The organism is Terrabacter sp. 2RAF25 (assembly GCF_052115265.1).
In the GTDB taxonomy this organism is placed as follows: domain Bacteria; phylum Actinomycetota; class Actinomycetes; order Actinomycetales; family Dermatophilaceae; genus Terrabacter.
Genome location: NZ_JBFRGJ010000003.1, coordinates 182202 through 208810, shown reverse-complemented (window position 1 = coordinate 208810; position 26609 = coordinate 182202). Strand labels below are relative to the sequence as shown.

The 26609-nt window shown below is 72.1% G+C and carries 23 protein-coding genes; 11 read left to right on the top strand and 12 right to left on the bottom strand.

Going from position 1 to position 26609, the window contains the following annotated elements:
* The 4 genes from AB4091_RS09915 to AB4091_RS09900 all read right to left on the bottom strand — a co-directional run bounded on the left by AB4091_RS09915 (window position 1) and on the right by AB4091_RS09900 (window position 5572).
* A complete protein-coding gene (locus AB4091_RS09915; RefSeq protein ID WP_442291584.1) occupies window positions 1–2043 on the bottom strand; it encodes a thioredoxin domain-containing protein in 2043 nt (680 codons plus the stop codon).
* A gap of 44 nt (window positions 2044–2087) precedes the next feature.
* Entirely contained in the window at window positions 2088–3461 is a 1374-nt protein-coding gene (locus AB4091_RS09910; RefSeq protein ID WP_442291583.1) for an MATE family efflux transporter, read from the bottom strand.
* 126 nt (window positions 3462–3587) lie between these two features.
* Window positions 3588–4556: an aminoglycoside phosphotransferase family protein gene (locus tag AB4091_RS09905; RefSeq protein WP_442291582.1), complete on the bottom strand. Its 969-nt coding sequence runs from the start codon at window positions 4554–4556 to the stop codon at window positions 3588–3590.
* Entirely contained in the window at window positions 4553–5572 is a 1020-nt protein-coding gene (locus AB4091_RS09900; protein ID WP_442291581.1) for a hypothetical protein, read from the bottom strand. The genes AB4091_RS09905 and AB4091_RS09900 overlap by 4 nt, the downstream gene beginning before the upstream one ends.
* A gap of 134 nt (window positions 5573–5706) precedes the next feature.
* Between AB4091_RS09900 and rimP the strand changes: the two genes are divergently transcribed.
* The 4 genes from rimP to infB all read left to right on the top strand — a co-directional run bounded on the left by rimP (window position 5707) and on the right by infB (window position 10906).
* Window positions 5707–6303, top strand: coding sequence for a ribosome maturation factor RimP (gene rimP / locus AB4091_RS09895; RefSeq protein ID WP_442291580.1), 597 nt, complete (start codon window positions 5707–5709; stop codon window positions 6301–6303).
* Window positions 6303–7349: a transcription termination factor NusA gene (gene nusA, locus AB4091_RS09890; protein WP_442291579.1), complete on the top strand. Its 1047-nt coding sequence runs from the start codon at window positions 6303–6305 to the stop codon at window positions 7347–7349. The genes rimP and nusA overlap by 1 nt, the downstream gene beginning before the upstream one ends.
* On the top strand, window positions 7346–7780 hold the full coding sequence (locus AB4091_RS09885) for a YlxR family protein (RefSeq protein ID WP_442291578.1): 435 nt from the start codon (window positions 7346–7348) through the stop codon (window positions 7778–7780). Before nusA ends, AB4091_RS09885 begins: the two co-directional genes overlap by 4 nt.
* A gap of 180 nt (window positions 7781–7960) precedes the next feature.
* Entirely contained in the window at window positions 7961–10906 is a 2946-nt protein-coding gene (gene infB, locus AB4091_RS09880) for a translation initiation factor IF-2 (protein WP_442291577.1), read from the top strand.
* A gap of 159 nt (window positions 10907–11065) precedes the next feature.
* On the opposite strand, the gene AB4091_RS09875 is transcribed toward infB, so the two are convergent.
* The 5 genes from AB4091_RS09875 to AB4091_RS09855 all read right to left on the bottom strand — a co-directional run bounded on the left by AB4091_RS09875 (window position 11066) and on the right by AB4091_RS09855 (window position 14583).
* The gene (locus AB4091_RS09875) at window positions 11066–11614 is read right to left on the bottom strand and encodes an ABC transporter substrate-binding protein (protein ID WP_442291576.1); all 549 of its coding nucleotides are present in this window, start codon (window positions 11612–11614) and stop codon (window positions 11066–11068) included.
* 231 nt (window positions 11615–11845) lie between these two features.
* Window positions 11846–12151 (bottom strand): phosphatase RsbU N-terminal domain-containing protein, encoded by a 306-nt coding sequence (locus AB4091_RS09870; RefSeq protein WP_442291575.1) that lies wholly within the window; start codon window positions 12149–12151, stop codon window positions 11846–11848.
* A complete protein-coding gene (locus AB4091_RS09865) occupies window positions 12148–12567 on the bottom strand; it encodes an STAS domain-containing protein (protein WP_442291574.1) in 420 nt (139 codons plus the stop codon). Before AB4091_RS09865 ends, AB4091_RS09870 begins: the two co-directional genes overlap by 4 nt.
* Entirely contained in the window at window positions 12564–13514 is a 951-nt protein-coding gene (locus AB4091_RS09860) for an STAS domain-containing protein (RefSeq protein ID WP_442291573.1), read from the bottom strand. Before AB4091_RS09860 ends, AB4091_RS09865 begins: the two co-directional genes overlap by 4 nt.
* On the bottom strand, window positions 13507–14583 hold the full coding sequence (locus AB4091_RS09855; RefSeq protein ID WP_442291572.1) for a sigma-70 family RNA polymerase sigma factor: 1077 nt from the start codon (window positions 14581–14583) through the stop codon (window positions 13507–13509). Before AB4091_RS09855 ends, AB4091_RS09860 begins: the two co-directional genes overlap by 8 nt.
* Before the next feature lie 194 nt (window positions 14584–14777).
* Between AB4091_RS09855 and rbfA the strand changes: the two genes are divergently transcribed.
* The 5 genes from rbfA (at window position 14778) to AB4091_RS09830 (ending at window position 20480) form a co-directional block, all read left to right on the top strand.
* Window positions 14778–15284: a 30S ribosome-binding factor RbfA gene (rbfA, locus tag AB4091_RS09850; protein WP_442291571.1), complete on the top strand. Its 507-nt coding sequence runs from the start codon at window positions 14778–14780 to the stop codon at window positions 15282–15284.
* Window positions 15281–16231: a tRNA pseudouridine(55) synthase TruB gene (truB, locus tag AB4091_RS09845; RefSeq protein ID WP_442291570.1), complete on the top strand. Its 951-nt coding sequence runs from the start codon at window positions 15281–15283 to the stop codon at window positions 16229–16231. The genes rbfA and truB overlap by 4 nt, the downstream gene beginning before the upstream one ends.
* A gap of 44 nt (window positions 16232–16275) precedes the next feature.
* Entirely contained in the window at window positions 16276–17247 is a 972-nt protein-coding gene (locus AB4091_RS09840; RefSeq protein ID WP_442291569.1) for a bifunctional riboflavin kinase/FAD synthetase, read from the top strand.
* The gene (rodA, locus tag AB4091_RS09835) at window positions 17211–18461 is read left to right on the top strand and encodes a rod shape-determining protein RodA (protein ID WP_442291568.1); all 1251 of its coding nucleotides are present in this window, start codon (window positions 17211–17213) and stop codon (window positions 18459–18461) included. The genes AB4091_RS09840 and rodA overlap by 37 nt, the downstream gene beginning before the upstream one ends.
* A 156-nt stretch (window positions 18462–18617) precedes the next feature.
* A complete protein-coding gene (locus AB4091_RS09830; protein WP_442291567.1) occupies window positions 18618–20480 on the top strand; it encodes an AMP-dependent synthetase/ligase in 1863 nt (620 codons plus the stop codon).
* Between the two features lie 19 nt (window positions 20481–20499).
* On the opposite strand, the gene AB4091_RS09825 is transcribed toward AB4091_RS09830, so the two are convergent.
* Window positions 20500–21624 (bottom strand): MBL fold metallo-hydrolase, encoded by a 1125-nt coding sequence (locus AB4091_RS09825; protein WP_442291566.1) that lies wholly within the window; start codon window positions 21622–21624, stop codon window positions 20500–20502.
* Between the two features lie 118 nt (window positions 21625–21742).
* On the opposite strand from AB4091_RS09825, the gene AB4091_RS09820 reads away from it, so the two are divergent.
* A complete protein-coding gene (locus AB4091_RS09820; protein ID WP_442291565.1) occupies window positions 21743–23740 on the top strand; it encodes a TIGR03960 family B12-binding radical SAM protein in 1998 nt (665 codons plus the stop codon).
* A gap of 208 nt (window positions 23741–23948) precedes the next feature.
* Here the strand turns inward: AB4091_RS09820 and AB4091_RS09815 are convergent, their stop codons facing one another.
* Window positions 23949–24482: an NUDIX hydrolase family protein gene (locus AB4091_RS09815; RefSeq protein ID WP_442291564.1), complete on the bottom strand. Its 534-nt coding sequence runs from the start codon at window positions 24480–24482 to the stop codon at window positions 23949–23951.
* Between the two features lie 162 nt (window positions 24483–24644).
* Here AB4091_RS09815 and AB4091_RS09810 point away from each other — a divergent pair, with 162 nt between their 5' ends.
* Window positions 24645–25289 carry a head GIN domain-containing protein gene (locus tag AB4091_RS09810; protein WP_442291563.1) on the top strand — a complete coding sequence of 215 codons (645 nt, stop codon included), beginning with the start codon at window positions 24645–24647 and terminating at the stop codon, window positions 25287–25289.
* A gap of 36 nt (window positions 25290–25325) precedes the next feature.
* On the opposite strand, the gene AB4091_RS09805 is transcribed toward AB4091_RS09810, so the two are convergent.
* Window positions 25326–26345, bottom strand: a complete 1020-nt coding sequence (locus tag AB4091_RS09805) for a M28 family metallopeptidase (protein WP_442291562.1) — start codon at window positions 26343–26345, stop codon at window positions 25326–25328.
* Between the last annotated feature and the right edge of the window lie 264 nt (window positions 26346–26609).

The window sequence follows — 26609 nt, the reverse complement described above, 5'->3', positions numbered from 1 at the left end:
TCAGTTCTGGTTGTCCGGCGGTTCGTGGCCCGGTTCTGTTGCGCCAGAACGATCGTCGGAGCCAACGCGAGCGGCCGGCCACAGCTTCGCCACGAGTGCTGCCGGGTCGGTGAGGGGAAGGTCGCAGACCATGCCGCGGCACACGTAGGCCGCCGGGCTGCCGTCCACGAGGGGACGGTCGGCGAGCAGGGGCATCCCGGGCTGGTCGGGCTCACCGCGCACCACGACGAGCCCGGCGCCGGGCGACTGCCGTGCGACCTGCTCCAGGGCGTCGGCGCGCTCGCCCGACCCGACGACGGCCACCTGCAGCGGACCCGCGACGAGCGCCTCCGCGACGGCGAGGCTCCAGCCGCCGAAGCGCGGCTCGCGGACTGCGAGGCCCAGCCCGGCGGCTGTGGCGCGCGCGCCGGCGTCGAGCGCCCGTGGGTCACCGGTCACCGCGCCCAGTGTGACGAGTGCGCCGGCGAGCGCCGACTGGCCCGCCGGCTCGGCGTTGTCGGCCGCACTGCGTGGACGCAGGTAGAGCCGTTCGGCGGTGTCGGCGGTGTCGTGGAACCCGCCGTCGTCAGCGGCGAAGCCCGCAGCGGCGTCCAGCACCTCGCGCGCCGCGGCGAGCCAGCGCGACTCGCCGCTGACCTGGTGCAGCACGAGGAGACCCTCCGCGAGGTTCCCGTGGTCGTCCGCGACCGCTCCGGCGGAGCCGACCACGCCGAGCCGGGACGCGCGTCGCAGGCGACCCTCGACGAGGTGGACGTCGAGCACGTGGCCGGCGCAGGTGCGGGCCGCCTCGACCCAGGAGCTCACCCCGAAGGTCGAGCCGGCACCCGCGAGCGCCGCGACCGCCAGCCCGTTCCACGACGTGACGACCTTGTCGTCGCGCGCGGGCTGCGGGCGTCTCGAGCGGGCCACCAGCAACCGCTTCCTCACGTCGTCGAACCACGCCGGGTCCACGGGGTCGACGGGCAGCTGCAGTGTCGACGACCCGTGCTCGAAGGTCCCGGCCGGGGTGACGACGAACAGGTGTGCGGCTGCTTCGGCATCCTCACCGAGCACCTCACGCAGCTGCTCGGGAGTCCAGGCGTAGGTCAGACCCTCGACCCCGTCGGCGTCGGCGTCGAGGGACGAGGCGAACCCGCCGTCTGCCGTGCCGAGGTCTCGCACCATGAACTCTGCGGTCTCGCGGACGACCTTCTCCGCCAGCGGATCCCGGGTGACCTTCCACCACGAGGTGTACGCGCGGAGCAGCAAGGCGTTGTCGTAGAGCATCTTCTCGAAGTGGGGGACGACCCAGCGCGCGTCGACGGCGTAGCGGGCGAAGCCGCCTGCCAGCTGGTCGTACATCCCGCTGCGCGCCATGGCCCGGAAGGTGCTCGAAGCCATCTCGAGCGCGTCACGGTCGCCGGTGCGCGCGTGGTGGCGGACGAGGAACTCGAGCACCATGGACGGAGGAAACTTCGGCGCGTCGCCGAATCCTCCTGCGGAGTGGTCGAACTGACGGGCCAGCAGCGCGACCGCTGACGAGAGGGCACCCTGCTCGACGGCGTACGGGGTCGGCGGCTCGAGGGCGCCGGCGAGGGTCGTGGCGATGTGCGTGCCCGACGCGCGCACCTCGGGCTCGCGGGTGCGCCACGCCTCGTCGAGGGCTGCGAGCACGCGGAGGAAGTGGTCGCGGGGGAAGTAGGTGCCGCAGAAGAACGGCTCGCCCTCCGGCGTCAGGAAGACCGTCATCGGCCAGCCACCCTGGCCCGTCGTCGCCGTGACGGCCGACATGTAGGCGGCGTCGATGTCGGGGCGCTCCTCGCGGTCGACCTTGACGGACACGAAGCGCTCGTTGAGTGCTGCGGCCACCGCGTCGTCCTCGAACGACTCGTGCGCCATGACGTGGCACCAGTGGCACGCCGCGTAGCCGACCGAGAGCAGCACCGGGACGTTGCGCTCACGCGCCTCCGCAAAGGCCGCGGCGCCCCACTCCTGCCAGTGCACCGGGTTGTGGCGGTGCTGCAGGAGGTAGGGACTCGTCGCGTCGGCCAGGCGGTTCGTCATGACCCCACGCTAGGTGAGGGCGGCGTCGCACCCCCACTCGCGCGTCAGGCTGCCTGCGCGACGAGCGACTCCCAGCGGATGCGCTTGGCGCGATAGCTGAAGATCGCGAGCTTGGCGAACTCCTCGACGATGCGCGCGGCAAAGATCCCGACATAGCCGAGGGGGGTGTGCAGACCGAGGAGCACCGCCAGTGGCAGCCCCACGACGAACGCGCCGACGACGTCGCCGAGGATCACGCCACGCACGTCGTTGCCGCTCGGCAGCACGCCCGCACCGACGATCATGTTGCGCACCTTGACCACCTGGAACGCGGCGTTCAGCAGGATGCCGACCCCGGCCATGAGTCGGACGTCGGTGCCTGCCTCGCCGAAGAGCGGCTCGAGGAGCAGCACCGACACCCCGAAGAGCACCCCGAACGCCACGGCGGTTCCGACGCCGGCCCGCTTGACGCGTCGCACCCAGGCGACGGCGGCGCCGATGTCGCCGCTGCCGACCGAGCGACCGACGAGCGTCGTGGTGGCGGCCATCAGCCCGATGCTGCCCACGACGAAGATGCCCTCGAGCGTCGTGACGATCTGGGCGGCCGCGAGAGCCTCGTCGCCGAGCTGCTGGAAGACGACGTTGTAGAGGAACGTGCCCACGGTCCAGAAGAGCTCGGTGACACCGAGGGGGAGCGCGAGCACGAAGAGCGGCACGATCACCGCACGCCACTGGTTCCGGGTGTCGGGCAGGCTCCAGCGCACGGTGCGCCGCGACCCGAACACCATCCACGCGAGGATCAGGCTCTTGACGACGGCCGTCACGAGGGTGGCCCAGCCGGCGCCGGCGACGCCCAGCGCGGGGAACGGCCCGAGGCCGGTGACGAGGGAGTACGCGATGGCGGAGTTCGCCACGACGGTGATCATCGTCGCGATCATCGGGCTCGTCGGCCGGCCTGCCGAACGCAGCACCCCGGAGAGGATCGCGTTCAGCATGACCGGCAGCGTCGCGAGGACGGTGAGGCGGAAGTAGTCCGTGCCGGCGGACGCGACCGACGGTGACGCCCCGACCAGGCCGAGCAGGTGGTCGGCGAAGAACCACGGGACGAGCGAGACGACGGCGCCGAGCGCCAACGCGACGACGAGCGCCGCGGTCACGGTGTGGTCGAGCGCCTCGGCGCGCCGGGCCCCGACCGCGCGCGCCACGAGGATCGCGACGGACGTGCCGAGCGCGCCGAGCGTGACGCCGAGGATGAAGGTGAGGCTGTTGGAGAAGCCGACGGCCGCGATGGCCGTGGCGCCGAGACTGCCGACGACGATCTGGTTGACGAAGTTGAGCACCAGCATCAGGACGAACTCCATGCTCACCGGCACGGCGATGCGCGCGATCTCGCGAGCCGGCGTCGGCGTGGCCGAGCGCGGGTCGCGGAGGGTGGGCATGGCAAGGCGAGGCATGCGAGTGCCTTTCGACGTCGTAAGGGGGAGCCGGCCCAGATTACAGAGTTTCGACATCGAAATCGAAACGTTTTGACCGTGACGTCTCGACGCGTGGACGAGGACCGGGTGTCAGTCGTTCATCGCCTTGATGATCGTGACGGCGAGGCTCACCCGGTCGTGCGCGTGGGCATCGGCCGACGCGTGGCCCGACATCCCCTGCGCCGCGTCGAGGGCGTTGTCGGCCTCCCGGACGATCGTCCACGCCCGCGCCCGGCCCTCGTCGAGACCGGCGCGCTCGCAGATGATCTCCAGGCGCCGCCTCAGGGACCATCGGATCTGCGATCCGGTGCCGAGCTCGTCGGCGCGGTTCCAGAGCGCCGGCGCCACCTCGAACGCCGGGTCGCCGGCCATCGGCTTCGGGTCGATGGCGAGCCACGGGGAGCGGTAGGCCGCAAGGACGTTCGTGTAGTGCAGGTCGGTGTGCAGCAGCCGGTCCTCGGCGGCCGGTCGCTCGACGAGCTCCTTGGCGAGGGCAGCAGCCTGGTCGAGGTAACGGCGGGGGAGCACCGCGGGCGCCTCGCGCAGCCCGTCGGCCTGCCTCAGGGCGTATGCCGTCAGGCTGGGGACGCGAGGGTGCGGCGGCTGGCGCAGCACGGCCAAGAGGTCACCGAGGACGCCGCACGCCTCGTCGATGTCGACCCTGGTGAGGTCACGCGAGTGCAGCCGCTCGAGGAGCATGGCAAAGCGCGTCGGATCCGCACGGACGAGGCGGACGGCGCCGTGGCCGTTCCACGTCTGCAGGGCCAGGTGCTCGGTGGCGGCCTCGGGGTGGGGCCAGGTGATCTTGAGGATGCCCTCACCGCTCACCCCGACGGCGTCGCGGCCGGCACCGAGCAGGCGCACGGGGATCGCGACCGCACAGACGCCGTTGCTGGGGCGGCCGATGGGCTCGAGCTCCCACTCCGACAGCAGGGCCGTGATGAGGCCCGGCAGTGCGTCTATCCAGTCCTCGCCGGAGAGGTAGCCGGTGGACTCGTAGCCGCTGACGTCGTGGGCGAAGTGGGCCGGGATGAGGTCGTACATCGGGTCGTAGGTCACGCGGAGGCTCCCGGGAAGGCGGTCAGGGGGACGCCCCAGTCGACGGCCAGCGCCTGCACGCCGGCGCTCCACCGGCCGACGTCCTCCAGTGACGCCGCACCAGGGCTGCCGCCGGCCACCTCTGTGGCGGAGGCGACCGCAGAGGCGAGCACCTCGGTCGCCAGCCGGCGGGCAGCGTCGGGGGTCGTCACCGGAAAGGGCAGCGACCACCCGGCGGGGGCCGTCGACGAGGCGCCCGAGACGGCGATCTCGAGCCGCACGAGCGCGGCCAGCGTCTCCTCGGCCTGCTGACGCTGCGCGCCTCGGCTCTGCGCCGCGACGACCTCGAAGGCGTAGACGAGCGGCTCGGTGCGCGCGACGATCGCGGGCCGCGCCGGGCTCGGACCCGCGAGCACGGAGACCTCGTGCCCCAGCACGACGGCACTCGCGAGCCGTTCGCCGTATGCCGCCGCGAGCAGTTCCCGCGTCGCCGGCGTGGCAGTCGTCAGGGCGGCCCAGTCGTCTGGTCCGACCGAGTCGTAGCGCGCCGCGAGCGCTGCCCGGGTGCGCACCGGGGCGTCCGCCGGGGGAGTGGTGGGGTCGGGCGTGCCCGATGCGGGAATGGTGCCCGTGACGGCTGCGGGCGATGCTGCCTCGGGCGGGGCGGCGACCGCAGCGGCGATCACGGCAGCGGGGACGCCCGCGTTGGTGAGTCGGCCCCGGAAGACCCGCAGCTGGTCGCGGGTCACCGCCCGCAGGCGGTGCACCGTGGCGCTCGCATCCGGCCCCGAGAGCACTGTGGTCGCGTCGGCGTCGAGCCGTGTCAGGTCGGCGACCGCGGACAGGAGCACCGTCTCGTCGGGCGCCGGGCGGCGGGTCGGTGCCGGCGCGGGGGCGCGCGGGCGGTCGAGCCGCAGGCCCCGCTCGACGAGCAGTGCCAGTGCTGCTGCCCCACCCCCGAGCACGAGGAGCCGGCGCGGCGGACGGCCGAGACCGTCCATCACCCGTGACCCGCGCCCCCGGGTGTCGCCGTCCATGCCGAGATCTTCGCACGCGCCGGGCGGTCGGCGACGACGCCCCGGCGCCACTAGAGTGGGGTTCCACGCGGTGCCGTCACCGCCCCCACGGGGCGTGGCGCCGGACATTCGAGAAGAGCAGGAGGCGTCGACCGATGAGCACGGCCCAGGAGATCAGAGCGACGCTCGAGCCGGTTCTCGCGCCCCTCGGGCTCGTCGTCGAAGACGTCTCCGTGTCGCCCGCGGGCAAGCGACGCATCGTCCGCGTCCTCGTCGACTCCGACATCAGCGGCCTCGACGTCGCCGACACCACCAGCCCGGTCCCGCCGCTCTCGCTCGACGCCGTCGCCGACGCCACCCGCGCCGTGAGCGACGAGCTCGACGCGAGCGACGTCATGGGCCAGTCGCCCTACGTCCTCGAGGTGTCCTCGCCGGGCGTCGGTCGGCCGCTCTCCTCACGCGACCAGCTACGCCGCCAGGTGGGGCGCCTCGTCGAGGTCGTCCACCAGGGCGGCACCGACACGGGCCGGCTGACCGAGGTCGGTGCCGACGCCCTCCAGCTCGAGGTCCCCGCGACGAAGAAGACCCCGGCGCGTCACCTGACGCTCGACCTCGACGGCGTCGAGCGCGGCACCGTGCAGGTCGAGTTCAAGCGGGTCGACACCGCCGACGCACACGAAGACACACGAGACGGCACACGAGACGGCACTGACGACCTCGACGAGGCGGCCGCTCCGGAAGGGGACCACTGATGGACATCGACCTCGCAGCACTGCGCGCCCTGGAGAGGGAACGCGACATCAGCCTCGACGTCCTCATCCCCGCCATCGAGCAGGCGCTGCTCGTGGCCTACCACCGCACCGACGGCAGCCAGCGCATCGCCCGCGTCGAGCTCGACCGCAAGTCCGGCCACGTCATCGTCTGGGCTCGCGAGGAAGGCGATCTGCTGCCCCCGACCGAGGACGGCGAGCGCCCCCAGCGCGGCGAGCCCGGACCCGAGTTCGACGACACCCCCGTGGGCTTCGGCCGCATCGCGGCCTCGACGGCGCGGCAGGTCATCGTCCAGCGCCTGCGCGACCTCGAGGACGAAGCGATCCTCGGCGACTTCAAGGGCCGCGAGGGCGACGTCATCTCGGGCATCATCCAGCAGAGCCAGGACCCCCGGAACGTCCTCGTCGACTTCGGCACGGTCGAGGGCATCCTGCCGCTCGCCGAGCAGGTGCCGGGCGAGCGCTACGTCCACGGCGAGCGGCTCCGGTGCTTCGTGGTCAGCGTCAAGCGTGGGCCGAAGGGCCCGCAGGTGGGGCTGTCGCGCACGCACCCGAACCTGGTGCGGACCCTCTTCAAGTTCGAGGTGCCCGAGATCGCCGACGGCACCGTCGAGATCGCGGCGCTGGCGCGTGAGGCGGGGCACCGCACGAAGATCGCCGTCCACAGCAAGGTGTCCGGCGTCAACGCCAAGGGCGCCTGCATCGGTCCGATGGGGGCCCGCGTGCGGGCGGTCATGACCGAGCTGCGCGGCGAGAAGATCGACATCGTCGACTACGCCGAGGACCCTGCGGCGTTCGTCGCAGCCGCGCTCTCGCCCGCCCGGGTGCAGTCGGTCGAGATCGTCGACGCCTCCGCCCGCGCGGCGCGCGTCGTCGTGCCGGACTACCAGCTGAGCCTCGCCATCGGCAAGGAGGGTCAGAACGCCCGCCTCGCCGCGAAGCTCACCGGCTGGCGCATCGACATCCGGCCCGACACCGACGCCGGGGCCGCCCCCGGCGGCGGCGGCGTCGAGGTCGCCCCTGAGTGAAGGTCCCGCCGGCCACGCGCGCGACGGCATACGACCGGCCGGATGACAGCCCCCGGTCCGACGGCGTGTCGCCGGCCCCGCCGGAACCCCGTGGAGCGGGCCGGGGCCTGAACGCGGTAGACTCTTCTGTGGCCGACCGGACTGGACTCCGTGCTGAGCCATCCCGCACCTGTGTGGGATGTCGAGGATCGGATAGCTGGTCGGCTCTGCTGCGAGTGGTCGCGGCGACGGACGAAGACACCGGGAACGCCCTGGTCACGCTTCGTCCCGACCCGAGGCACCGGAGGCCCGGACGTGGTGCATGGCTGCACCCGACGCCCAAGTGCTTCGAGCTGGCAGTGCGCCGCAAGGCGTTCGGTCGTGGCCTGCGCCTGCAGGCCGGGGTCGACGTGAGCGCGGTCGCACGACACCTCGGCATCCAGCAGCCGTAACACCCCGGGCACCCTCCGAGAGGGCGCACCGGAGCAGTAGTCAGTCAGTAATCAGTCAGCGAACCAAGGCGGGTTGAAAACGCTATGAGCACCCGATGAGTACTCAGCGATGAGCAAGCCCCAGCAATAACCCACGGTTCGGCCACTTCCTGTTCAGGCCGGACCAGGAACAGGAGAGATGTGGCTAAGGTCCGAGTCTACGAGCTCGCCAAGGAGCTCGGAGTCGAGAGCAAGACACTGCTCGCACACTTGAAGAGCCAGGGAGAGTTCGTCCGGTCGGCGTCGTCGACCATCGAGCCCCCCGTCGTCCGCAAGATCATGGAGACCTTCCCCCGCGAAGGCGCTTCTGGCGGCGACAAGAAGCCGGCAGCCAAGGCTGCCAGCCCCAGCGCGACCCCGGCCGCGCCGCAGAAGGCCGTCCCGGGACCGTCGGCACCGGCACCGGCTGCCGCTGCCCCCGCCGCCGCTCCGGCCCCTGCTCCGGCAGCGCCCGCGGCCCGTGAGGCGGCTCCGGCCCCCACCCGGGCAGCTGGTCCCAGCGCCACCCCGGCTGCACCCGCAGCCCCGGCCCCGGCACCCAAGGCTCCGGCCCCTGCCGCTCCCGTACCGGCCGCTCCGGCTGCCGCTGCGGCCCCGGCGGCGTCGGCCCCGGGCCGGGTGCAGTCAAGCCGAGACGGTGGCCAGCAGTCCTCCGGCGTCCCGGCCTCCCCGCGTCCGGCGCCCCGCCCCGGGCAGCCCCGTCCGGGCAACAACCCGTTCGCCCCCAGCCAGGGCATGGGCCAGTCCCGTCCCCCGCGTCCCGGCGGCGAAGCCGGTCCGCGTCCGGGCAACAACCCGTTCAGCTCCAGCCAGGGCATGCCGCGTCCGCAGCAGCGCCAGGGCGCCCCGCGTCCCGGCGGTGCTCCCGGCGGTGCGCCGCGTCCCGGCGCCCCCGCTGCCGGCGGCCGTCCCGGCGCACCCGGTGGTGCCCCGCGTCCAGGCGGTCCGCGTCCCAGCCCGGGCATGATGCCCGAGCGCAGCACCGTCGGCCGTCCGGGCCAGCGCCCGGCCGGTGGCCCGGGCCGTGGTGGCCCCGGTGGCGGCGGCGGTCGCGGTGGCTTCGGCGGCGGCCCCGGCGGCGCCCCCGGTGGCGGCGGTCGCCCCGGCGGTTTCGGCGGCGGCCCCCGTGGTGGTGGCGGCGGCCGTGGCTCGACGGCTGGTGCCTTCGGCCGCGGTGGTGGCCGTCCGGTGCGCGGACGCAAGTCCAAGCGCGCGAAGCGCCAGGAGTTCGAGCAGATGCAGGCCCCGAGCCTGGGTGGCGTCACCGTCCCCCGTGGTGACGGCAAGACGACCATCCGCGTCCGTCGGGGCTCCTCGCTGACCGACTTCGCCGACAAGATCAACGCCAACCCGGCATCGCTCGTCACCGTGCTCTTCCACCTCGGTGAGATGGCCACGGCGACGCAGTCCCTCGACGAGGACACCTTCAAGGTGCTCGGCGCCGAGCTCGGCTACGACATCCAGGTCGTCTCCCCGGAGGAGGAGGAGAAGGAGCTCTTCGACTCCTTCAACATCGACCTCGAGACCGGTATCGAGGGCGAGGACGACGAGGACCTCGAGGCCCGACCGCCGGTCGTGACCGTCGTCGGCCACGTCGACCACGGTAAGACCCGCCTCCTCGACGCCATCCGCAACGAGGACGTCGTGGCAGGCGAGGCCGGTGGCATCACCCAGCACATCGGTGCCTACCAGGTCCACCGTGAGCACGAGGGTGTCGACCGCGCGATCACCTTCATCGACACCCCGGGTCACGAGGCGTTCACCGCCATGCGTGCGCGTGGTGCCAAGGTCACCGACATCGCGATCCTCGTCGTCGCTGCCGACGACGGCGTCATGCCGCAGACCATCGAGGCGCTCAACCACATGCAGGCCGCCGACGTGCCGATCGTCGTCGCCGTCAACAAGATCGACGTCGAGGGTGCCAACCCGGCCAAGGTGCGCCAGCAGCTGACCGAGTACAACCTCATCGCCGAGGAGTACGGCGGCGACACGATGTTCGTCGACGTCTCTGCCCGCCAGGGGCAGAACATCGACGGACTCCTCGAGGCCGTCCTCCTCACGGCCGACGCGGCCCTCGACCTGCGGGCCAACCCGGAGAAGGAGGCTCGCGGCGTCGCGATCGAGGCCAACCTCGACCGTGGTCGCGGTGCCACCGCGACCGTGCTCGTCCAGACCGGAACGCTGCACGTCGGTGACTCCATCGTCACCGGCTCGGCCTACGGTCGCGTCCGCGCCATGCTCGACGAGCACGGCCAGAACGTCGAGGAGGCGGGTCCGTCCCGCCCGGTCCAGGTGCTCGGTCTCAGCTCGGTGCCCCGCGCCGGTGACACGTTCGTCGTGGCGCCGGACGACCGCACAGCCCGCCAGATCGCCGAGCGGCGTGAGGCTGCCGACCGTCAGGCCGTGCTGGCCAAGGCCCGCAAGCGCATCTCGCTCGAGGACCTCAACGAGGCCCTCGCGGCGGGCAAGGTCGAGACCCTCAACCTCATCCTCAAGGGTGACGTGTCGGGCTCGGTCGAGGCGCTCGAGGACGCGCTGCTCAAGATCGACGTCGGCGACGACGTCGACCTGCGCATCATCGACCGCGGCGTCGGTGCCATCACGATGAACAACATCAACCTCGCGATGGCCTCCAACGCGGTCATCATCGGCTACAACGTCCGGGCCGAGGGCCAGAACGCCGACTACGCCGAGCGCGAGGGCGTCGAGATCCGCTACTACTCGGTGATCTACCAGGCCATCGACGAGGTCGAGGCGGCGCTCAAGGGCATGCTCAAGCCGGAGTTCGAGGAGGTCGAGCTCGGCACGGCGGAGATCCGCGAGATCTTCCGTTCGAGCAAGTTCGGCAACATCGCCGGCTCGATCGTGCGCAGCGGCGAGATCAAGCGTGGCTCCAAGGCGCGCATCACCCGAAACGGTGTCGTCGTCTCCGAGAACGTCGAGGTGGCCGGTCTGCGACGCTTCAAGGACGACGTCACCGAGGTCCGCGACGGCTTCGAGTGCGGTATCAACCTCGGGTCCTACAACGACCTGCAGCTCGGTGACCTCATCGCCACCTACGAGATGCGCGAGAAGCCTCGCGCCTGATCGTGACAGCCGGCAGCCGCTGCCGGCACGGGCACGGCGCCGACTCCCTGTGGGAGTCGGCGCCGTTCGCCTGTCCGGGTGAGAGCACCGCCCGGAGAGGCCGTCCCGGCAGCGGGGCGAGGGGGACTGCCCGCCAGCCGAGGGCCGGTGGGGCTTGGCTCAGAGGCCGAGCAGGCGGTTCAGGAGGTTCGTCAGGCCCGAGAGGCCGTTGCCGTCCAGCAGCCCGGCGATGCCGCACAGGAGGTTGCCGAGCAGGTTGCCTGCGCCGGTCGCCCCGGTGATGTTCAGCACCACCTGGTTGAGGTCGACGACCAGGCCCAGCACGTTCAGGTGCAGCGGGCCGAGCACGAGGTTGAGGATGTCGCACGAGCCCGCGGCGGCCGCGCTCTGGACGGTCGTCGTCACGACCTGGGTCACGGGGGTCGCCACGCCGGCGGTGTTCGTGAACGTCCCTGCGACGATGCCGGTGACGCCGACCTGACCACGCTGGTTGACGAAGCGGGTGGGCGTGAAGGTGCCGACGAAGCTGCCGACGCCCGGGATGGTCTGGTTGATGGTGGAGGACGCTGTTGCCGCCGGGCTGGTCGGTGCCGCCGCCGCGGGCGCCGCCACAGGTGCCGCAGAGGCGGAAGCGGCGGGCATGAGTCCGAGGGCAGCGGAGGTGGCGAGGGTGACGCCGGTGGCGCACAGCTTGGTGGCGAGCTTCATGGGGTGTGACTCCTTCGTCGGTGCACGAACGGCCGGGTGAGCCGTCGGTCGCCACTGAAGAGGCGCGGCAGGTCAGTGCATGATGCGAGTCACGTGGGGACCCGGCCGGTGGCGGGAGCCCGGCGGGTGCCGGCTGAGCACGGGATCGCGCCACGGCTGGGGAAACCCGCGTCGACACTCGCGTCATGCAGCAGGGCCCAAGGCGTCCGGGTGACGAGACGGTCCTGCACGTCAGGGCCCGAGCACGCCCCGATGGGTCATGTCGTACGCGGCGAGCACCTCGAGGAGCAGCTCGGTGGCCGCCTCGGCAAGGCCGAGGACCTCGTCGGCAGCCGCGTCGCGCAGCACCTCGAAGGTGACCTCGTGGTGCACCCGGCACACGTCGAGCAGGCTGACCTCGAAGGCCACCGCGTGTCGGCCCAGCTCGTACGCGGCAGCGCGGGCCCCTTCGTCGTGCTGGGGGAGGAACCGCAGCAGGGTCGTGCGGTAGTTCTGGGTCAGGTCTCCCAGCACGGAGCGCTCAGCCGGGCCGTTCACGTCCGCCTGCCGCTCTCGTCGGATGACTGGAGGCCGGCAGCCTGCGTCGTTGACAGCAGCTCCAGGCCCTCCTCGAGGTCGAGCGCGGTGGTCACATGGCCACCACCGGGCGCCGGCTGCATGCCCAGTCGCACCATCGCGAAGGCGACGTCGGGCTGGATGCCCACGATGACGGTGCGTGCCCCACGCAGACGGGCCATCTCGGCGATGCGCCGCAGCGTGAGCGCGGCGAACGAGTCGATGACGTCGAGGGCGGCGACGTCGATGATGACGCCGCGGGAGCGGTGCTCGCCGATCTGCTCGACCAGGTCGTGCTCGAAACGCACCAGCTCGGAGTCGTCGAGGGCAGTGTGGACCGATGCGATCAGGTTCACTCCCTGTCGCATGATCGACACCAGCGCTGGTCCGCTGTTCACGAGCTGCTGCTGACCTCCTTCCGGGTGACGGAGTAGCCGAGCAGTCTCTCGGCCTCCTCGAGGCCGCCCTGCAGGTCGCCGATGGTGTTCATCTTGCTCAGGTCCACGCCGATGGTCACGAGGGTCTGGGCGATCTTGGGGGACAGTCCTGTGATGATGACGCTCGCACCCATGAGACGTGACGCGTCGACCGTCTGGACGAGGTGGTTGGCGACGGTCTCGTCGACGTCCGGCGAGCCCGTGATGTCGATGACCACGACCTTGGCGCGGTGCTTGCGGATGCCCGAGAGCAGCTGCTCGGTGAGCTGCCGGGCACGCTCGCTGTCCAGCACCCCGATGATCGGCAGGATGAGCAGGCGCTCCCGCACGGGGAGGACCGGTGTCGACAGCTCGCGGATCGCGTCCTGCTGCTGACGGATGACGCGTTCGCGCTCGTCGACGAAGCTGACGGCCACGGTGTTGGCGATCCGGTTGGCTGCCGGCTCGTAGGCGTCGAGCACCTCGTTGAGCAGCGAGAAGTCACGCTGGTACTTCTCGAAGAGGGAACGCGCCAGCACGTCGCGCAGCAGCAGCACGATGCCGACGACCTCGTGCGTCTCGACGCCACGCGGGATGATCCGCTCCGAGAGGTCGCGGGCGTAGTGCTGCAGGGCCTCGACGCTCCCGGTCTCGAGCACCTCGACGTAGTTGTCGTAGACGGAGGTCGTCTCCGCGGCCATCTCCTTGGGCGTCATCGCCGTGAGCAGGTGCGCCTCCTGGATGCGCTCGGCCCACTCCTCCCGCAGCCGCGTGCGGTGCTCGCGAAGGTGCGCGACGAGCTGCGAGAGCAGGTGCTCCCCGTTACCGGGCGTGCTCGCCCCGTCGTATGCCGTCGTGTCCGGCGCGGTGGCGGACGCCTCGTCGGTCGGCGCCCCCTGCTCCGTCGTTCGCTGTGCCTCGTCAGCCATGGTCGTTCCTCTCCCACTTGGTCATGGTCACTGTGGTGCCGTGGCCCGGTTCGCTCACGACCGCGAACTCGTCCATCAGCCGGCGCACGCCCGGGAGTCCCAGGCCCAACCCGCCGTACGTGCTGAACCCGTCGGTCATCGCTGCGTCGACGTCACCGATCCCGGGTCCGGCGTCGCGAGCCACGACCTGCAGGCCCCGCCTCGGCGTGTCCAGGAGCTCGACGACCACCTCGCCCGAGCCGGCGAAACGGACGATGTTGCGGCAGACCTCCGAGACGGCGGTCGCGATCACCGTGAGGTCGGTCGGCCCGAACGACAGGCTCGACGCCAGACGGCGAGCGGCCGTGCGGGCCGCGACGATGTCGGGATCGGCCGCGATGGGGATGCGGAGGGTGTCGTCGCGCGGCTGCCCACGTTCGAGCAGCGGCTGGCTCAGCTCGGCGCACACCTCGCACTCGAGCAGGTGCTGCGCCGCCCCGACCTCGCGTTGGCGGCGCTGGTCAGCGCTGCTCAGCGCGATGAGCACCGGGCGGCACCGGTCGGTGGGCGGCTCGACCTGCCGAGCCGCCAGGAGGTACTCCACCCGAAGCCGCGCCCGAGTGCGGTTCAGCTGTGCCGCAACGGCGCCCGCCGTGCTGCCCGATTCCTGTGCCAGCGTCCTGGTGTCGGTGCCGGCCACCTCGTGGGCCAGCAGGGTCTGGCGCTCGCGATCCGTGAGGCGCCCCAGAGCCTGGGCCATGGCGCCCTGCTCCTCGTCCAGCACGATCCGTGCCTCGGGCGACTCGGGCTCGGTGAGGTCGACGGCGCGATGCTGGTTGCGGCGCTTGCGGTCCTCGTCGCGCCACATGGAGGCGACGACGTTGCGGGCCGTGACGATCGCGTACGGCTCGAGCATGCCCGGCTCGATCGTGGCCGACGCCGCGAGGACGCGCGTCAGCGTCTCCTGCACGAGGTCCTCGGCCGCGGGATGACCACCGACCCGTCCGCCGACGACGCGGCGCACGATCGGGATGAGGTCCGCGACCGCCTGCGCATGGAGGCCGTCGGGGTCGGAGTCGCTGCCGCCCACGGGCACCTCGTACCCGGTTGGCGCGGAATGTGGTCGTCTGACCCGCAGAGTCGAGTCGGCGGGTCGGAGAGCCCTCCGGGCCGGGGGACGGGCGGGTGGGAATGCGCGGCGGCACCGGCCCGCTACTAGTGTGAGCACACGTCGGCCCGGCTCCGACCGGACCGACCGCACCACACACGAAAGCAGAGGTAGTCATGGCTGACCCCGCCCGCGCCCGCAAGATCGCCGACCGGATCAAGGTCATCGTCGCCGAGTACCTCGAGTTCCGGCTCAAGGACGAACGCCTCGGCTTCGTCACCATCACCGACGCACGCGTCACCGGCGACCTCCAGCAGGCCTCCGTCTTCTACACCGTCTTCGGCAGCAACGAGGACCGCCAGGCCACGGCCGAGGTGCTCGAGGCCAACAAGGGCCGCATCCGCTCGGCCGTCGGCAAGGGCATCGGCATCCGCCTGACGCCGTCGATCGAGTTCATCGCCGACGCCCTTCCCGAGGGAGCTGCCCACCTCGAGGACCTCGTCGCGCAGACGCGCGCCCGCGACGCCGAGCTCGCGCGCGCTGCCGCCAACGCCAAGCCCGCCGGTGACCCCGACCCGTACCGCAAGCCCGCCGACCGCTCCGAGGACGACGCCGACCACGCCGACGACGCCGACCACGATTCCCTGGACGCCGAGGTGGACGCGGACGTCGACGCCCGATGACCCACCGCTCGGGTGGCCTGCTCGTCGTCGACAAGCCGGCCGGATGGACGAGCCACGACGTCGTCGCGCGCGCCCGCCGCCTCTGCGGCACGCGCCGCGTCGGCCACGCCGGCACGCTCGACCCGATGGCGACCGGCGTGCTCGTGCTGGGTGTCGACCGTGCCACCAAGCTGCTCACCTTCCTCGTGGGCTGTGACAAGTCGTATGCCGCCACGATCCGTCTCGGTATGTCGACCCTCACCGACGACGCCGAGGGAGAGGCCACCGAGGCGCTCGGCGTGGACGACGTGCCGGCGCTCGAGGCGGCGCTCCCGGCCGCCGTCGCGGCACTGACCGGAGACATCCATCAGGTACCGAGCGCGGTCAGCGCCATCAAGGTCAAGGGCGTGCGCAGCTACACCCGGGTCCGTCAGGGCGACGCCGTCGAGCTCCCCCCGCGGCCCGTGACGGTCAGCCGCTTCGACGTGCTCTCCGTGCGGCCGGGCACAGCGACCGTCGAGGTCGGCCCCCCGATCGACGTCGTCGACGTCGACGTCGAGGTCGACGTCTCCTCCGGCACGTACGTGCGGGCCCTGGCCCGCGACCTCGGGTCCGCCCTCGGTGTCGGGGGCCACCTGACGGCGCTGCGTCGCACGCGCGTCGGCCGGTTCGGCCTCGACCACGCGCTCTCCCTCGACGAGCTGACGACCACGGCCGAGGCGGAGGGGCCCGCCGGCATACGGCTGCTCCCGATCGCCGACGCGGCTCGCGCGCAGCTCCCGGTCCACGAGGTGTCCGCTGCGGACGCCCTGCGGCTCAGCCACGGGCAGCGCATCCCCAGCGGCCCGGGTGGCGCCGAGGCGGTGGCGGCGATCGACCCCGAGGGCCGCCTCGTCGCCGTGCTCGACGAGACCCGCGCGACAGCACGGGCGAAGGTGGTCTTCCTCCCGTCCGACGCTGCGGTCTGACCAGCGTGCACGAGCCCGAGAAGCCGGCCACTACAGTGGTCGCCGTGCAGCGCTGGTACGGACCCGACGACATCCCGACCGACCTCGGGCCCACCGTCGTCACCCTCGGCAACTTCGACGGGGTGCACCGCGGACACCGCGAGGTGCTGACCCGGGTGGTGCGCGAGGCCGCCGAGCGCGACGCCCTGCCGGTCGCCGTCACCTTCGAGCCGCACCCCATCGCCGTGCTCTATCCCGACCGGGCCCCGGCAGCCGTCATGTCGCTGGAGCAGCGCCTCGACGCCCTGGAGTCCGTCGGCATCGGCGCCGTGCTCGTCATCGAGTTCACCGCGGAGTTCGCCCAGCAGACCCCCGAGCAGTTCGTGCTCTCGACCTTCGTGGAGGCGCTGGGCGCCACGGCCGTCGTCGTCGGCAAGGACACCCGCTTCGGCGTGCGCAACTCCGGCGACGTCGACACGCTTCGCGAGCTCGGGGCGGTCGACGGCTTCGAGGTCATCGCGCTCGACGACATCGGCGAGGGGGTGGCCGTCGGTGCCCGGTGGAGCTCGACCCAGCTGCGGGCCGAGATCCTCGGCGGCAACGTCTCCCACGCGGCGCAGATCCTCGGCCGTCCGCACCGGGTCACCGGCACCGTCGTCCACGGCGACCACCGTGGCCGCGAGCTCGGCTACCCCACGGCCAACCTCTCGCAGGACCACGAGGGCCTCGTGCCCGCCGACGGCGTCTACGCCGGCTGGCTGCTCCGCCTCGGGCTCGACCCGTCCGGCCCCGACCGGTCGCTGCCCGCCGCGGTGTCGGTGGGCACCAACCCGACGTTCGACGGGCACCAGCGCAGGGTGGAGGCGTACGTCCTCGACCGCACCGACCTCGACCTCTACGGCGAGCGCGTCGCGGTCGAATTCGTCGACCACTTGCGCCCGACGCTGAGGTTCGACTCGATCGAGTCGCTCGTCGAGCAGATGGCCCAGGACGTGCAACGGTGTCGCGAGATCCTCTCGGCGATCGTCCCGTCCTAGCAGCCGGCGTCGGCGGCGGGCCGGCCAAGACAGCCGGAGCACGGGGGGCCGGCGGCGGACCCCGGTCCCGGCGCTCCTGGCTGCGCGTCGACCTCGGCCTGTTCATCGGTGCCGCGGGGCTCTCCCTCGTCGGCGTCGTGCTCATCTGGTCGGCCACGCGGGCCGAGGCCGGCGCCACCGCGGCGCTCAAGCAGCTCGTCGCGCTGGCGGTCGGACTGGTGGGCGCCGTCGTCGTCACACGGCTCGACGTGCGCACCGTCCGAGCCCTCGCTCCGGTCGTCTACGGCCTGGCCGTCCTCGGCCTCGTGGCGGTCGTCTCGCCGCTCGGGTCCACCGTCAACGGGTCGCGCTCGTGGATCCGCCTGCCCGGTGGGATGACGCTCCAGCCCTCCGAGCTGATGAAGGTGGCGCTCGCGATCGGGCTGGCGATGCTGCTGGCCGAGCGGGCCGACCGCCGTATGCCGCAGCGCCACCGCGACGTCGCCCTGGCCTGGGTGGTCGCCGGCGTCCCCGTCCTGCTCGTGCTCGCCCAGCCCGACCTCGGCTCGGCGCTCGTGCTCGTCGCGATGTCGGTGGTCATCATCGCGGCGGCGGGCGCGCCCGGGCTGTGGACCCTGGGCGTGCTCGCCGCCGGGTCGGCAGCCGTCGCCGCGGCCTTCCTCACGCCGGTGCTCTCGGGCTATCAGCGCAACCGGCTGCGAGCCTTCCTCGACCCGTCGCTCGACCCACAGGGGATCGGCTACCAGACGCGGCAGGTGCGCATCGCGATCGGCTCGGGAGGGCTCGGCGGACAGGGCCTGTTCGAGGGCCGCCAGACGCAGGGCGGTTTCATCCCCTTCCAGGAGACCGACTTCGTCTTCTCCGTCGCCGGCGAGGAGCTGGGCTTCCTCGGTGCCGCCGGCCTGGTGCTGCTCATCGGCTTCATCGTCGTGCGATGCGTGCTCGTGGCACGACGAGCCGACGCCTTCGGGCGGCTCGTCGCCATCGGCGTCGCCGTGTGGTTCGGGGTCCAGGCCTTCGAGAACATCGGGATGAACCTCGGCGTCATGCCGGTCACCGGCCTGCCTCTGCCGTTCGTCTCCAGCGGCGGTTCGTCGCTCATCGCCTCGTGGGTCGCGCTGGGCCTCGTCGGCAACGTGGCGGCCGCCTCCCAGGCGCGGTCACGGTCCGGCAGCGGGGCGGCGCGCCGCACGGGACTGCCGGTCCGCGGCTGAGTCCCGGCGCGACGCCGGAGCCAAGTTACCGGCCGGTCACGGTGCGGTGTCGAAGCACGGCAGATGCGTGACTGCCGCGGGGATTGTTGACATCATCCCGGCATGGCGGATGCCCGCAGACGCCGATGACGGGCCACCGCAGACAAAGGAGTCCACATGCCCCTCCAGGCACTCGCCGACCGCCACGTCGACCAGAACGTCCTCGACGGCCGCGCACCCAGCGTTGGTGCGCTCTTCCGCAGCCGCGTCCGCGCCACCCCCGACGCGCCGGCATACCTCTACTTCGCCGAGGGGTCGAGCGAGCTGACCACCCTGACGTGGAAGCAGACCCATGAGGTCGTCGAGCAGTGGGCGGCGGGCCTGATCAGCCTGGGGATCGAGACCGAGGACCGCGTCGCGATCGCCTCCACGACACGGGTCGAGTGGATCCTCGCCGACCTGGCCGTCATCTGCGCCGGCGGTGCCACGACGACCGTCTACCCGACGACGATCGCCGAGGACGTCGCGTACATCCTCGCCGACTCCGGCAGCGGCATCGTCTTCGCCGAGAACGACGAGCAGGTCGCCAAGCTGCAGCACGTCCGCTCCGAGATCCCGGGCGTCCGTCACGTCATCGCCATGACGGGCAGCGCGAGCGACGACGGCTGGGTCATCACCACCGACGAGCTGGCTGAGCGGGGCCGCGAGTGGCTCGCCGCGACCCCCGACCTCGTCGACTCACGCATCGACCAGCTCGGTCCCGACAACCTCGCCGTCGTCATCTACACGTCCGGCACCACGGGCCGCCCCAAGGGCGTGCGCCTCGTGCAGGACAGCGTCGTCTACGAGGGCGCCGTCATCGATGCGATCGGCACCCTCACGAAGGACGACCTGCAGTTCCTCTGGCTGCCGCTGTCGCACGTCTTCGGCAAGATGCTCGTCGCGACGGGCCTGCAGATCGGCTTCCCGACCGCGGTCGACGGCCGCGTCGACAAGATCGTCGACAACATGGCGGTCATCAAGCCGACCTTCATGGCGGGCCCGCCGCGCATCTTCGAGAAGGCCCACGGCCGCATCGAGCTGATGTTCGCGGGGGAGAAGGGCCTCAAGAAGAAGCTCATCGACTGGGCGCTGGAGGTCGGTGGCGAGATGCGCGACGTGCAGGCCCGTGGCGAGCAGCCGTCGCCCGGCCTCAAGCGCCGCCACGGCCTCGCGACGAAGCTCGTCCTGCACAAGGTCCAGGAGCGTTTCGGCGGGCGGGTGCGGTTCATGATCAGCGGCTCTGCGCCCCTCAACGCCGAGGTCGCGCGCTGGTTCGGCGCCGTGGGCCTGCTCGTCCAGGAGGGCTACGGCCTCACCGAGACCTCCTCGGGCACGACGGTCAACCAGCCGGCGCACGGCTCCTACCAGTACGGCTCGGTCGGCTGGCCGCTGCCGGGCACCGAGGTGCGCGTCGCCGACGAAGACGGCGAGATCCTCGTCAAGGGCCCGGGCGTCATGCGTGGCTACCACAACAACCCCGAGGCGACGGCCGAGGTGCTCACCGAGGACGGCTGGTTCCACACCGGCGACATCGGCCGCATCGACGAGCGCGGCTTCCTCTACGTCACCGACCGCAAGAAGGACGTCTTCAAGACCTCTGGCGGCAAGTACATCGCGCCGGCCGAGATCGAGGCGCGCTTCAAGGGCCTGTGCCCCTTCGTCAGCCAGTTCCTCGTGCACGGCGCGGGGCACAACTACGCGACGGCGCTGGTCACGCTCGACCCCGACGCCGTGACCGCCTGGGCGCCGACCGTGGGACTGGGCGGCAAGACGTACGCCGAGGTCGTCCTCTCGCCGCAGGCGCGAGCGCTCGTGCAGGGCTACGTCGACCGGCTCAACGACGGCCTGAACCGTTGGGAGACGATCAAGAAGTTCACGATCCTCGACAAGGACCTCACGATCGAGGAGGGCGACCTCACGCCCAGCATGAAGCTGCGCCGCAAGGCCGTGACCGAGAAGCACCGCGCCGAGCTCGACGCGATGTACGACGGCAGCTGACCGGCCGGTCGGGTCGGTCTCAGGGCCGCGCCGGGAGGTCGAGCACGAACCCGGCGTCGGCCCGGCCCGGGTCGGGGAAGGCGACGCGGTACCTGTGACGTTCGGTCAGGCCCGGGTCGGCCCAGCGCTCCGTCCGCGGCGTGCGGTAGTTGAAGCACAGGGTCGGCCCGGGCGGGGCGCCGACCACGACCCGCGCCAGGGCGGCGTCGTCGGGGTGGTGGAAGGTGTCGCCGTTCGTCGAGACGAGGTAGTGGGCGGCCGGCGCCGCCGCGACCAGCGCCGCCGTGACGTTGGCGCGGCTGCCGTGGTGGGGCAGCTTGAACGCGTCGACGGCCACGGTCTCGGTGCCGCGCGAGCGAGCCAGGCCGTGGAGGGCGGCGGCGAGCACGTCACCGGAGGCGTCGGCGCCGAGCACCACGCTCGCCCCACGGTGTTCGACGAGCAGGGCGATGCTGCTGCCGTTGGGCACGGACGCGTCCTTGGGCGTGCGCTGGTCGGCGATCCGGCGCAGGTCGTCGAGCGGTGCGAGGACGTCTGGCTCGACCTCCCGCACGCGCTCACGTCGCGCCTCGCGCAGGGCAGAGGCCCACGCGTCGGCGAGGCGTGCCAGGCGCGCCGTCGTGGGCGAGAGGAGGGTGATGGTGGGCCCGTCGGGCACGGCGACCTCGACGAACCCACCGGCCGCCCCCGTGTCGACGGGGCCGCGGCCGAACGCCTCGTTCCACGGCAGCACGGCGTCGCCCGGCTTCGTGGCGCCTGCGGACAGAGGGTCGCCCGCCGGGCCGAGCAGGGCGGTCACGACGCTCTCGCCCTGAGCGACGCTGCGCTCGGTGCCCGGGCCGTGCCCCGGCAGGTGGGTGCGTCCGTTGAACCAGAAGTCGCCGACCCCGGCGGCGAGGTCGCTCGAGAGAAACGGCAGCATCCCGCCGATGTGGTCGCTGTCGATGTGGGTGATGACGGCGACATCGACATGACGATCGGAGCGCCCGAGGTGGCGAAGACGTTCCTCGAGCACGGGCCAGGTGTCGCCCGGCCCGCCGTCGACGAGCATCCGCCACGGAGCACCGGACGGGCGGGGGCACTCGACGAGCAGGCAGTCGCCGAGCCGCGCGGGCAGGACCTCGATGTGGATCGCCGTCGGCACCCCGGCCCCCTTCCCTCCTCCCCAGACTAGGACCCGCGAGCACGCGCGTCCGGGCCTTCGCCGAGGGTGGGCCGCCCGCGCGTTTCGGTGTCCGCACGAGCCCACGTACCATGGCGGGATGCCCGGAGAGTCCCTGTTCAACGCCCTCGAGCCCCTGCTGGAGCGGGTCAACAAGCCCATCCAGTACGTCGGTGGCGAGCTCAACTCCACGGTCAAGGACTGGCACGTCGGCGGCCACGGCCCGGCCGGCGAGGAGCTCACCACGCGTTGGGCGCTGATGTACCCCGATGCGTACGAGGTCGGCGTGCCCAACCAGGGCGTCATGATCCTCTACGAGGTCCTCAACGAGCGTGACGACGCCCTCGCCGAGCGCACGTATGCCGTGTGGCCCGACATGGAGGCGCAGCTGCGCGAGGCCGGCCTCCCGCAGTTCACCGTCGACGGCCACCGCTCGGTGCGCGACTTCGACCTCTTCGGCCTCAGCTTCTCGACCGAGCTCGGCTACACCAACATGCTCACGGCGCTCGACCTCGCCGGCATCCCGCTGCACTCTGCCGACCGCACCGACGACGACCCGATCGTCGTGGCGGGCGGGCACGCGGCGTTCAACCCCGAGCCGGTCGCCTCGTTCATCGACGCTGCCATCGTGGGCGACGGCGAGCAGGCCGTCCTCACGGTCACCGACATCGTGGGGGAGTGGAAGGCGCAGGGACGCCCGGGCGGCCGCCGCGAGGTGCTGCTGCGCCTGGCCCGCACCGGCGGCGTCTACGTGCCGGCCTTCTACGAGGTCTCCTACCTTCCCGACGGGCGCATCCAGCGCGTCGCCCCGTCGTCCGACGCCCCGGGTGTGCCGTGGCGCGTGGCCAAGCACACCGTCATGGACCTCGACGCGTGGCCCTACCCGAAGCAGCCCCTGGTGCCGCTCGCCGAGTCGGTGCACGAGCGCATGTCGGTCGAGATCTTCCGTGGCTGCACGCGTGGCTGCCGCTTCTGCCAGGCCGGCATGATCACGCGGCCGGTGCGCGAGCGGTCGATCACCGGCGTCGGCGAGATGGTCGAGCGCGGCCTCGCGGCCACGGGCTTCGAGGAGGTGGGCCTGCTCTCGCTGAGCTCGGCCGACCACTCCGAGATCGCCGAGATGACCAAGGGCCTCGCCGACCGCTACGAGGGCACGCAGACCGGACTCTCGCTGCCGTCGACCCGGGTCGACGCCTTCAACATCGACCTCGCCAACGAGCTGACCCGCAACGGGCGCCGGTCGGGCCTGACCTTCGCACCCGAGGGCGGCTCCGAACGCATCCGCAAGGTGATCAACAAGATGGTGTCCGAGGAGGACCTCATCAACACCGTCGCCGCGGCCTACGGAGCCGGTTGGCGGCAGGTGAAGCTCTACTTCATGTGCGGCCTGCCCACCGAGACCGACGAGGACGTGCTGCAGATCGCCGAGCTGGCCAAGCGCGTCATCGAGACGGGCCGGCAGGTCTCGGGCCGCCGGGACATCCGCTGCACGGTGTCGATCGGCGGCTTCGTGCCCAAGCCGCACACGCCGTTCCAGTGGGCCTCGCAGCTAGGGGTCGAGGAGACCGACGCCCGCCTGCTCAAGCTGCGTGAGGCGATCCGCTCCGACAAGCGCTACGGCTCCTCGATCGGCTTCCGCTACCACGACGGCCAGCCCGGCATCGTCGAGGGACTCCTGTCGCGTGGCGACCGCCGCGTCGGCCAGGTCATCGAGGCCGTCTGGCGCGACGGTGGCCGCTTCGACGGCTGGAGCGAGCACTTCTCCTACGACCGCTGGATGCGTTGTGCGGCAGAGCAGTTCGCGGCGATGCCGTGGGACGTCGACCTCGCCTGGTACACCACGCGCGAGCGTGGCGAGTCCGAGGTGCTGCCGTGGGACCACCTCGACTCCGGTCTCGACAAGGACTGGCTGTGGGAGGACTGGCAGGACTCGCTCGACGAGACCGAGGTCGACGACTGCCGCTGGACGCCGTGCTTCGACTGCGGGGTCTGCCCTCAGATGGGCACCGAGATCGAGATCGGCCCCACCGGCAAGACCCTGCTGCCGCTCACCGTCCTGGGCTCGGGTCGCCAGGAGCTGCTCGAGCACCAGCACTGAGGGGCCGGTCACCGATGGGCAACACGCCGGGCCGTATGCCGCGTGACAGGGGAGGATGACCAACGCGGCATACGGCGACTAGGGCCCCGGCGACACCCATATCTGACGGTACGGACGTCGCGGACGACGCAACAGGGGATCACCGAAAGCCGTCCGTTTTGCGTGGAGGGCCGGTGGCCCGGGACGCGCGGCCGAGCGGTTGGGTGGCTCAGACGGGGAAGCCGACGTGGGCCAGGCCCTGGCGCACGAGCACGCCGTGCGACCCCGGCATCTCCCCGAGGGCGGCGAGTGACGCAGCCTCCTCCGGGGTGACCCACGAGAGGTCGAGGGCGTCCTGCTGGGGGCGGCAGTCGCCCATGACCGGGACGACGAAGGCGAGCGAGACCGCGTGCTGGCGCGGGTCGTGGAACGGGGTCACCCCCGGAGTCGGGAAGAACTCCGCGACGGTGAACGGCTGCGGCGACATCGGCACGCGGGGGAGCGCGACCGGGCCGAGGTCGGTCTCGATGTGGCGGATCAGGGCGTCGCGCACGCGCTCGTGGTAGAGCACGCGTCCGCCGACGACCTCGTGGCCGATGCCGCCGTCGCTGTCTGCCCGGAGCAGCAGCCCCACGCGGGTGACGACGCCGCGCTCGTCCACCCTCACCGGGATCGCGTGGACGTAGAGGATCGGCAGGCGGTCACGGGCGTTGTCGAGGTCCTCGCGGCTGAGCCACGCCCCCGTCGTCTCGACTTCGGTCATGGCCTCATCCTGCCAAACGCGCCCCAGCGGCTCCGAGAGGTCCGCGGCGTGGTCAGTGCTGGTGTCGCGAACCGCCGACCGGGCGGACGACACGGTGCCATCCTTGGAGGTGGGGCGCGGTGATCGGAGACCATGATGCGGCAACGATCTCAGGGCCGGGCCGTGGCAGCTGCACTGGCGGTGGCGTGTGCCTGCGCTGGCTGCTCGGTCACGGTGGGATCCGGCGCGGCCCGCGCCGAGACTCGGCAGGTCTCCGGCTTCTCCATCGTGCGGTTGGCCGGCCAGGGCGACGTGCGGATCGTGCCGGGGTCGTCGGAGTCCCTCACGGTGAGGGCCCAGGAGAACCTGCTCCCGCTGCTGACGAGCGAGGTCTCGGGCGGCACCCTGACGCTGGGCACGAAGGACGGCACGGCGATCACGACGAGCGAGCCGATCACCTACGACGTCGCCGTGAAGGACCTCCAGGGGCTCGAGATCTCGGGCTCGGGCACGATCACGGCGGCCGGGCTGAGCGACACCGGGCTGAACGACACCGGGCTGCGCGTCGAGATCAGCGGGTCTGGCTCGGTCACGGTCGACGGCAGCGCCGACCGCCAGGACGTCGACATCTCGGGTTCGGGCGACTACAACGCGGCCCAGCTCGCCTCCAAGGAGGCGACCGTCACCATCTCGGGCAGCGGCTCTGCCGACCTCGCCGCGAGCTCCGCCCTCGACGTGACCATCACGGGCAGCGGGTCGCTCACGTACTCGGGCAACCCGAAGGTGACCCAGTCGGTCACGGGTTCTGGTTCCATCGGCCGGCGCTGACGCTCGCCCTGACGTCCACCCACGGCGGCCCGGGCCTCAGCCGAGCGACCGGAGCCACGCCCACACAACGGCACCCGACCGGGACAGCTGTCCCCGGTCCACGACGGACGGCACGTCACCCGCGGAGTGGTAGGCGGCATACGGCACGCTGCCGAGGCGGGCGGCCGGGATGCCGATGCTCTCGAACGACACGTGGTCGCTCGCCCGGTTGGTGCACGCCCTGGTCGGCACCGGCACGGGCAATGCGGCCGCAGCGGCCCTGATCGCCTCAGCCAACGCCGACGCGCCTCGCCCGCCTCGCCCGCCCGAGCAGACGGGCACGGCGGCGGCGCGTACCCCGACGCGGTCGAGGGCGATCATGCCCCGCACCGCTCTGCGCTCGGCCTCGTCGAGGGAGGCGACGAAGTGCCGCGAGCCGAACGCGTACCTCGTGCCGTTCCCGCCCCGTGCCTCCTCCGCTCCGAAGGCCACGAAGCGGACCGGAAGGCCGGCCGGCTGCTCACGGACCATCCGAGCGAGCTCCGCCATCACCATGAGGCCCGACGCGTTGTCCTCGGCCCCGGGCGCCTGGGGGACGGTGTCGAAATGCGCCCCCACGACGACGTGCGGCTTGCGTGCGTCGAAGCCGGGCGGGTCCGCGACGACGTCGACGGTGCTGCCGGCGGGGACGCGTACGCCCCAGGAGACCCCTGCCGGCACGGTGAACGGCTGGAGCGTCACCCGGTAGCCGGCGGCGCGCAGCCGGGCCGCGACGTACGCGGCCGCGCGGTCGCTGGCGGCGCTCGCGGCGTCACGTGGGCCGATCGCTGCGAGGTCGCGTATGCCGTCGAGCACGTGCTGCACGTCGAACGGCGCCGCGTGCGGGGGAGCGGCAGGGGAGACGACGCTCGGTGCCGGCTCTGCCGGCAGGATGACCGTCGGCGTCGGGGAGTCGGCCGGTGTGGGCGTCGACGCTGTGGCGGCCGTCGGGGTGGGCGACGGCGACTGCTCCGTGCAGGCAGCGACGGAGAGCGCGAAGGTCGCGATGACGACCGGGAACGCCCTGCGGATGCCCATCGTTCACGCTAACCCGGGTGGCTGTGCGACCTCGGTCGGTGTGGCCCGGGGTCGTGGAGGATCTCCGGGGCCCAGTGCTGACAGGACTCCTCGACCTCGTCCCGAACCGTGGAGCGGTCGCACGGCAGGCTAGACTGGCGCGCACAGGCGTTCGAGCCGTCATCAGCGGCGAGCCTCCGGAAGAACAGAGCGCGAGCTCCCACTAGACCCGGACGGGTGGGCCCGTCACAGCCTTCGACAAGAGCGGTCGTATGCGGACTGCCG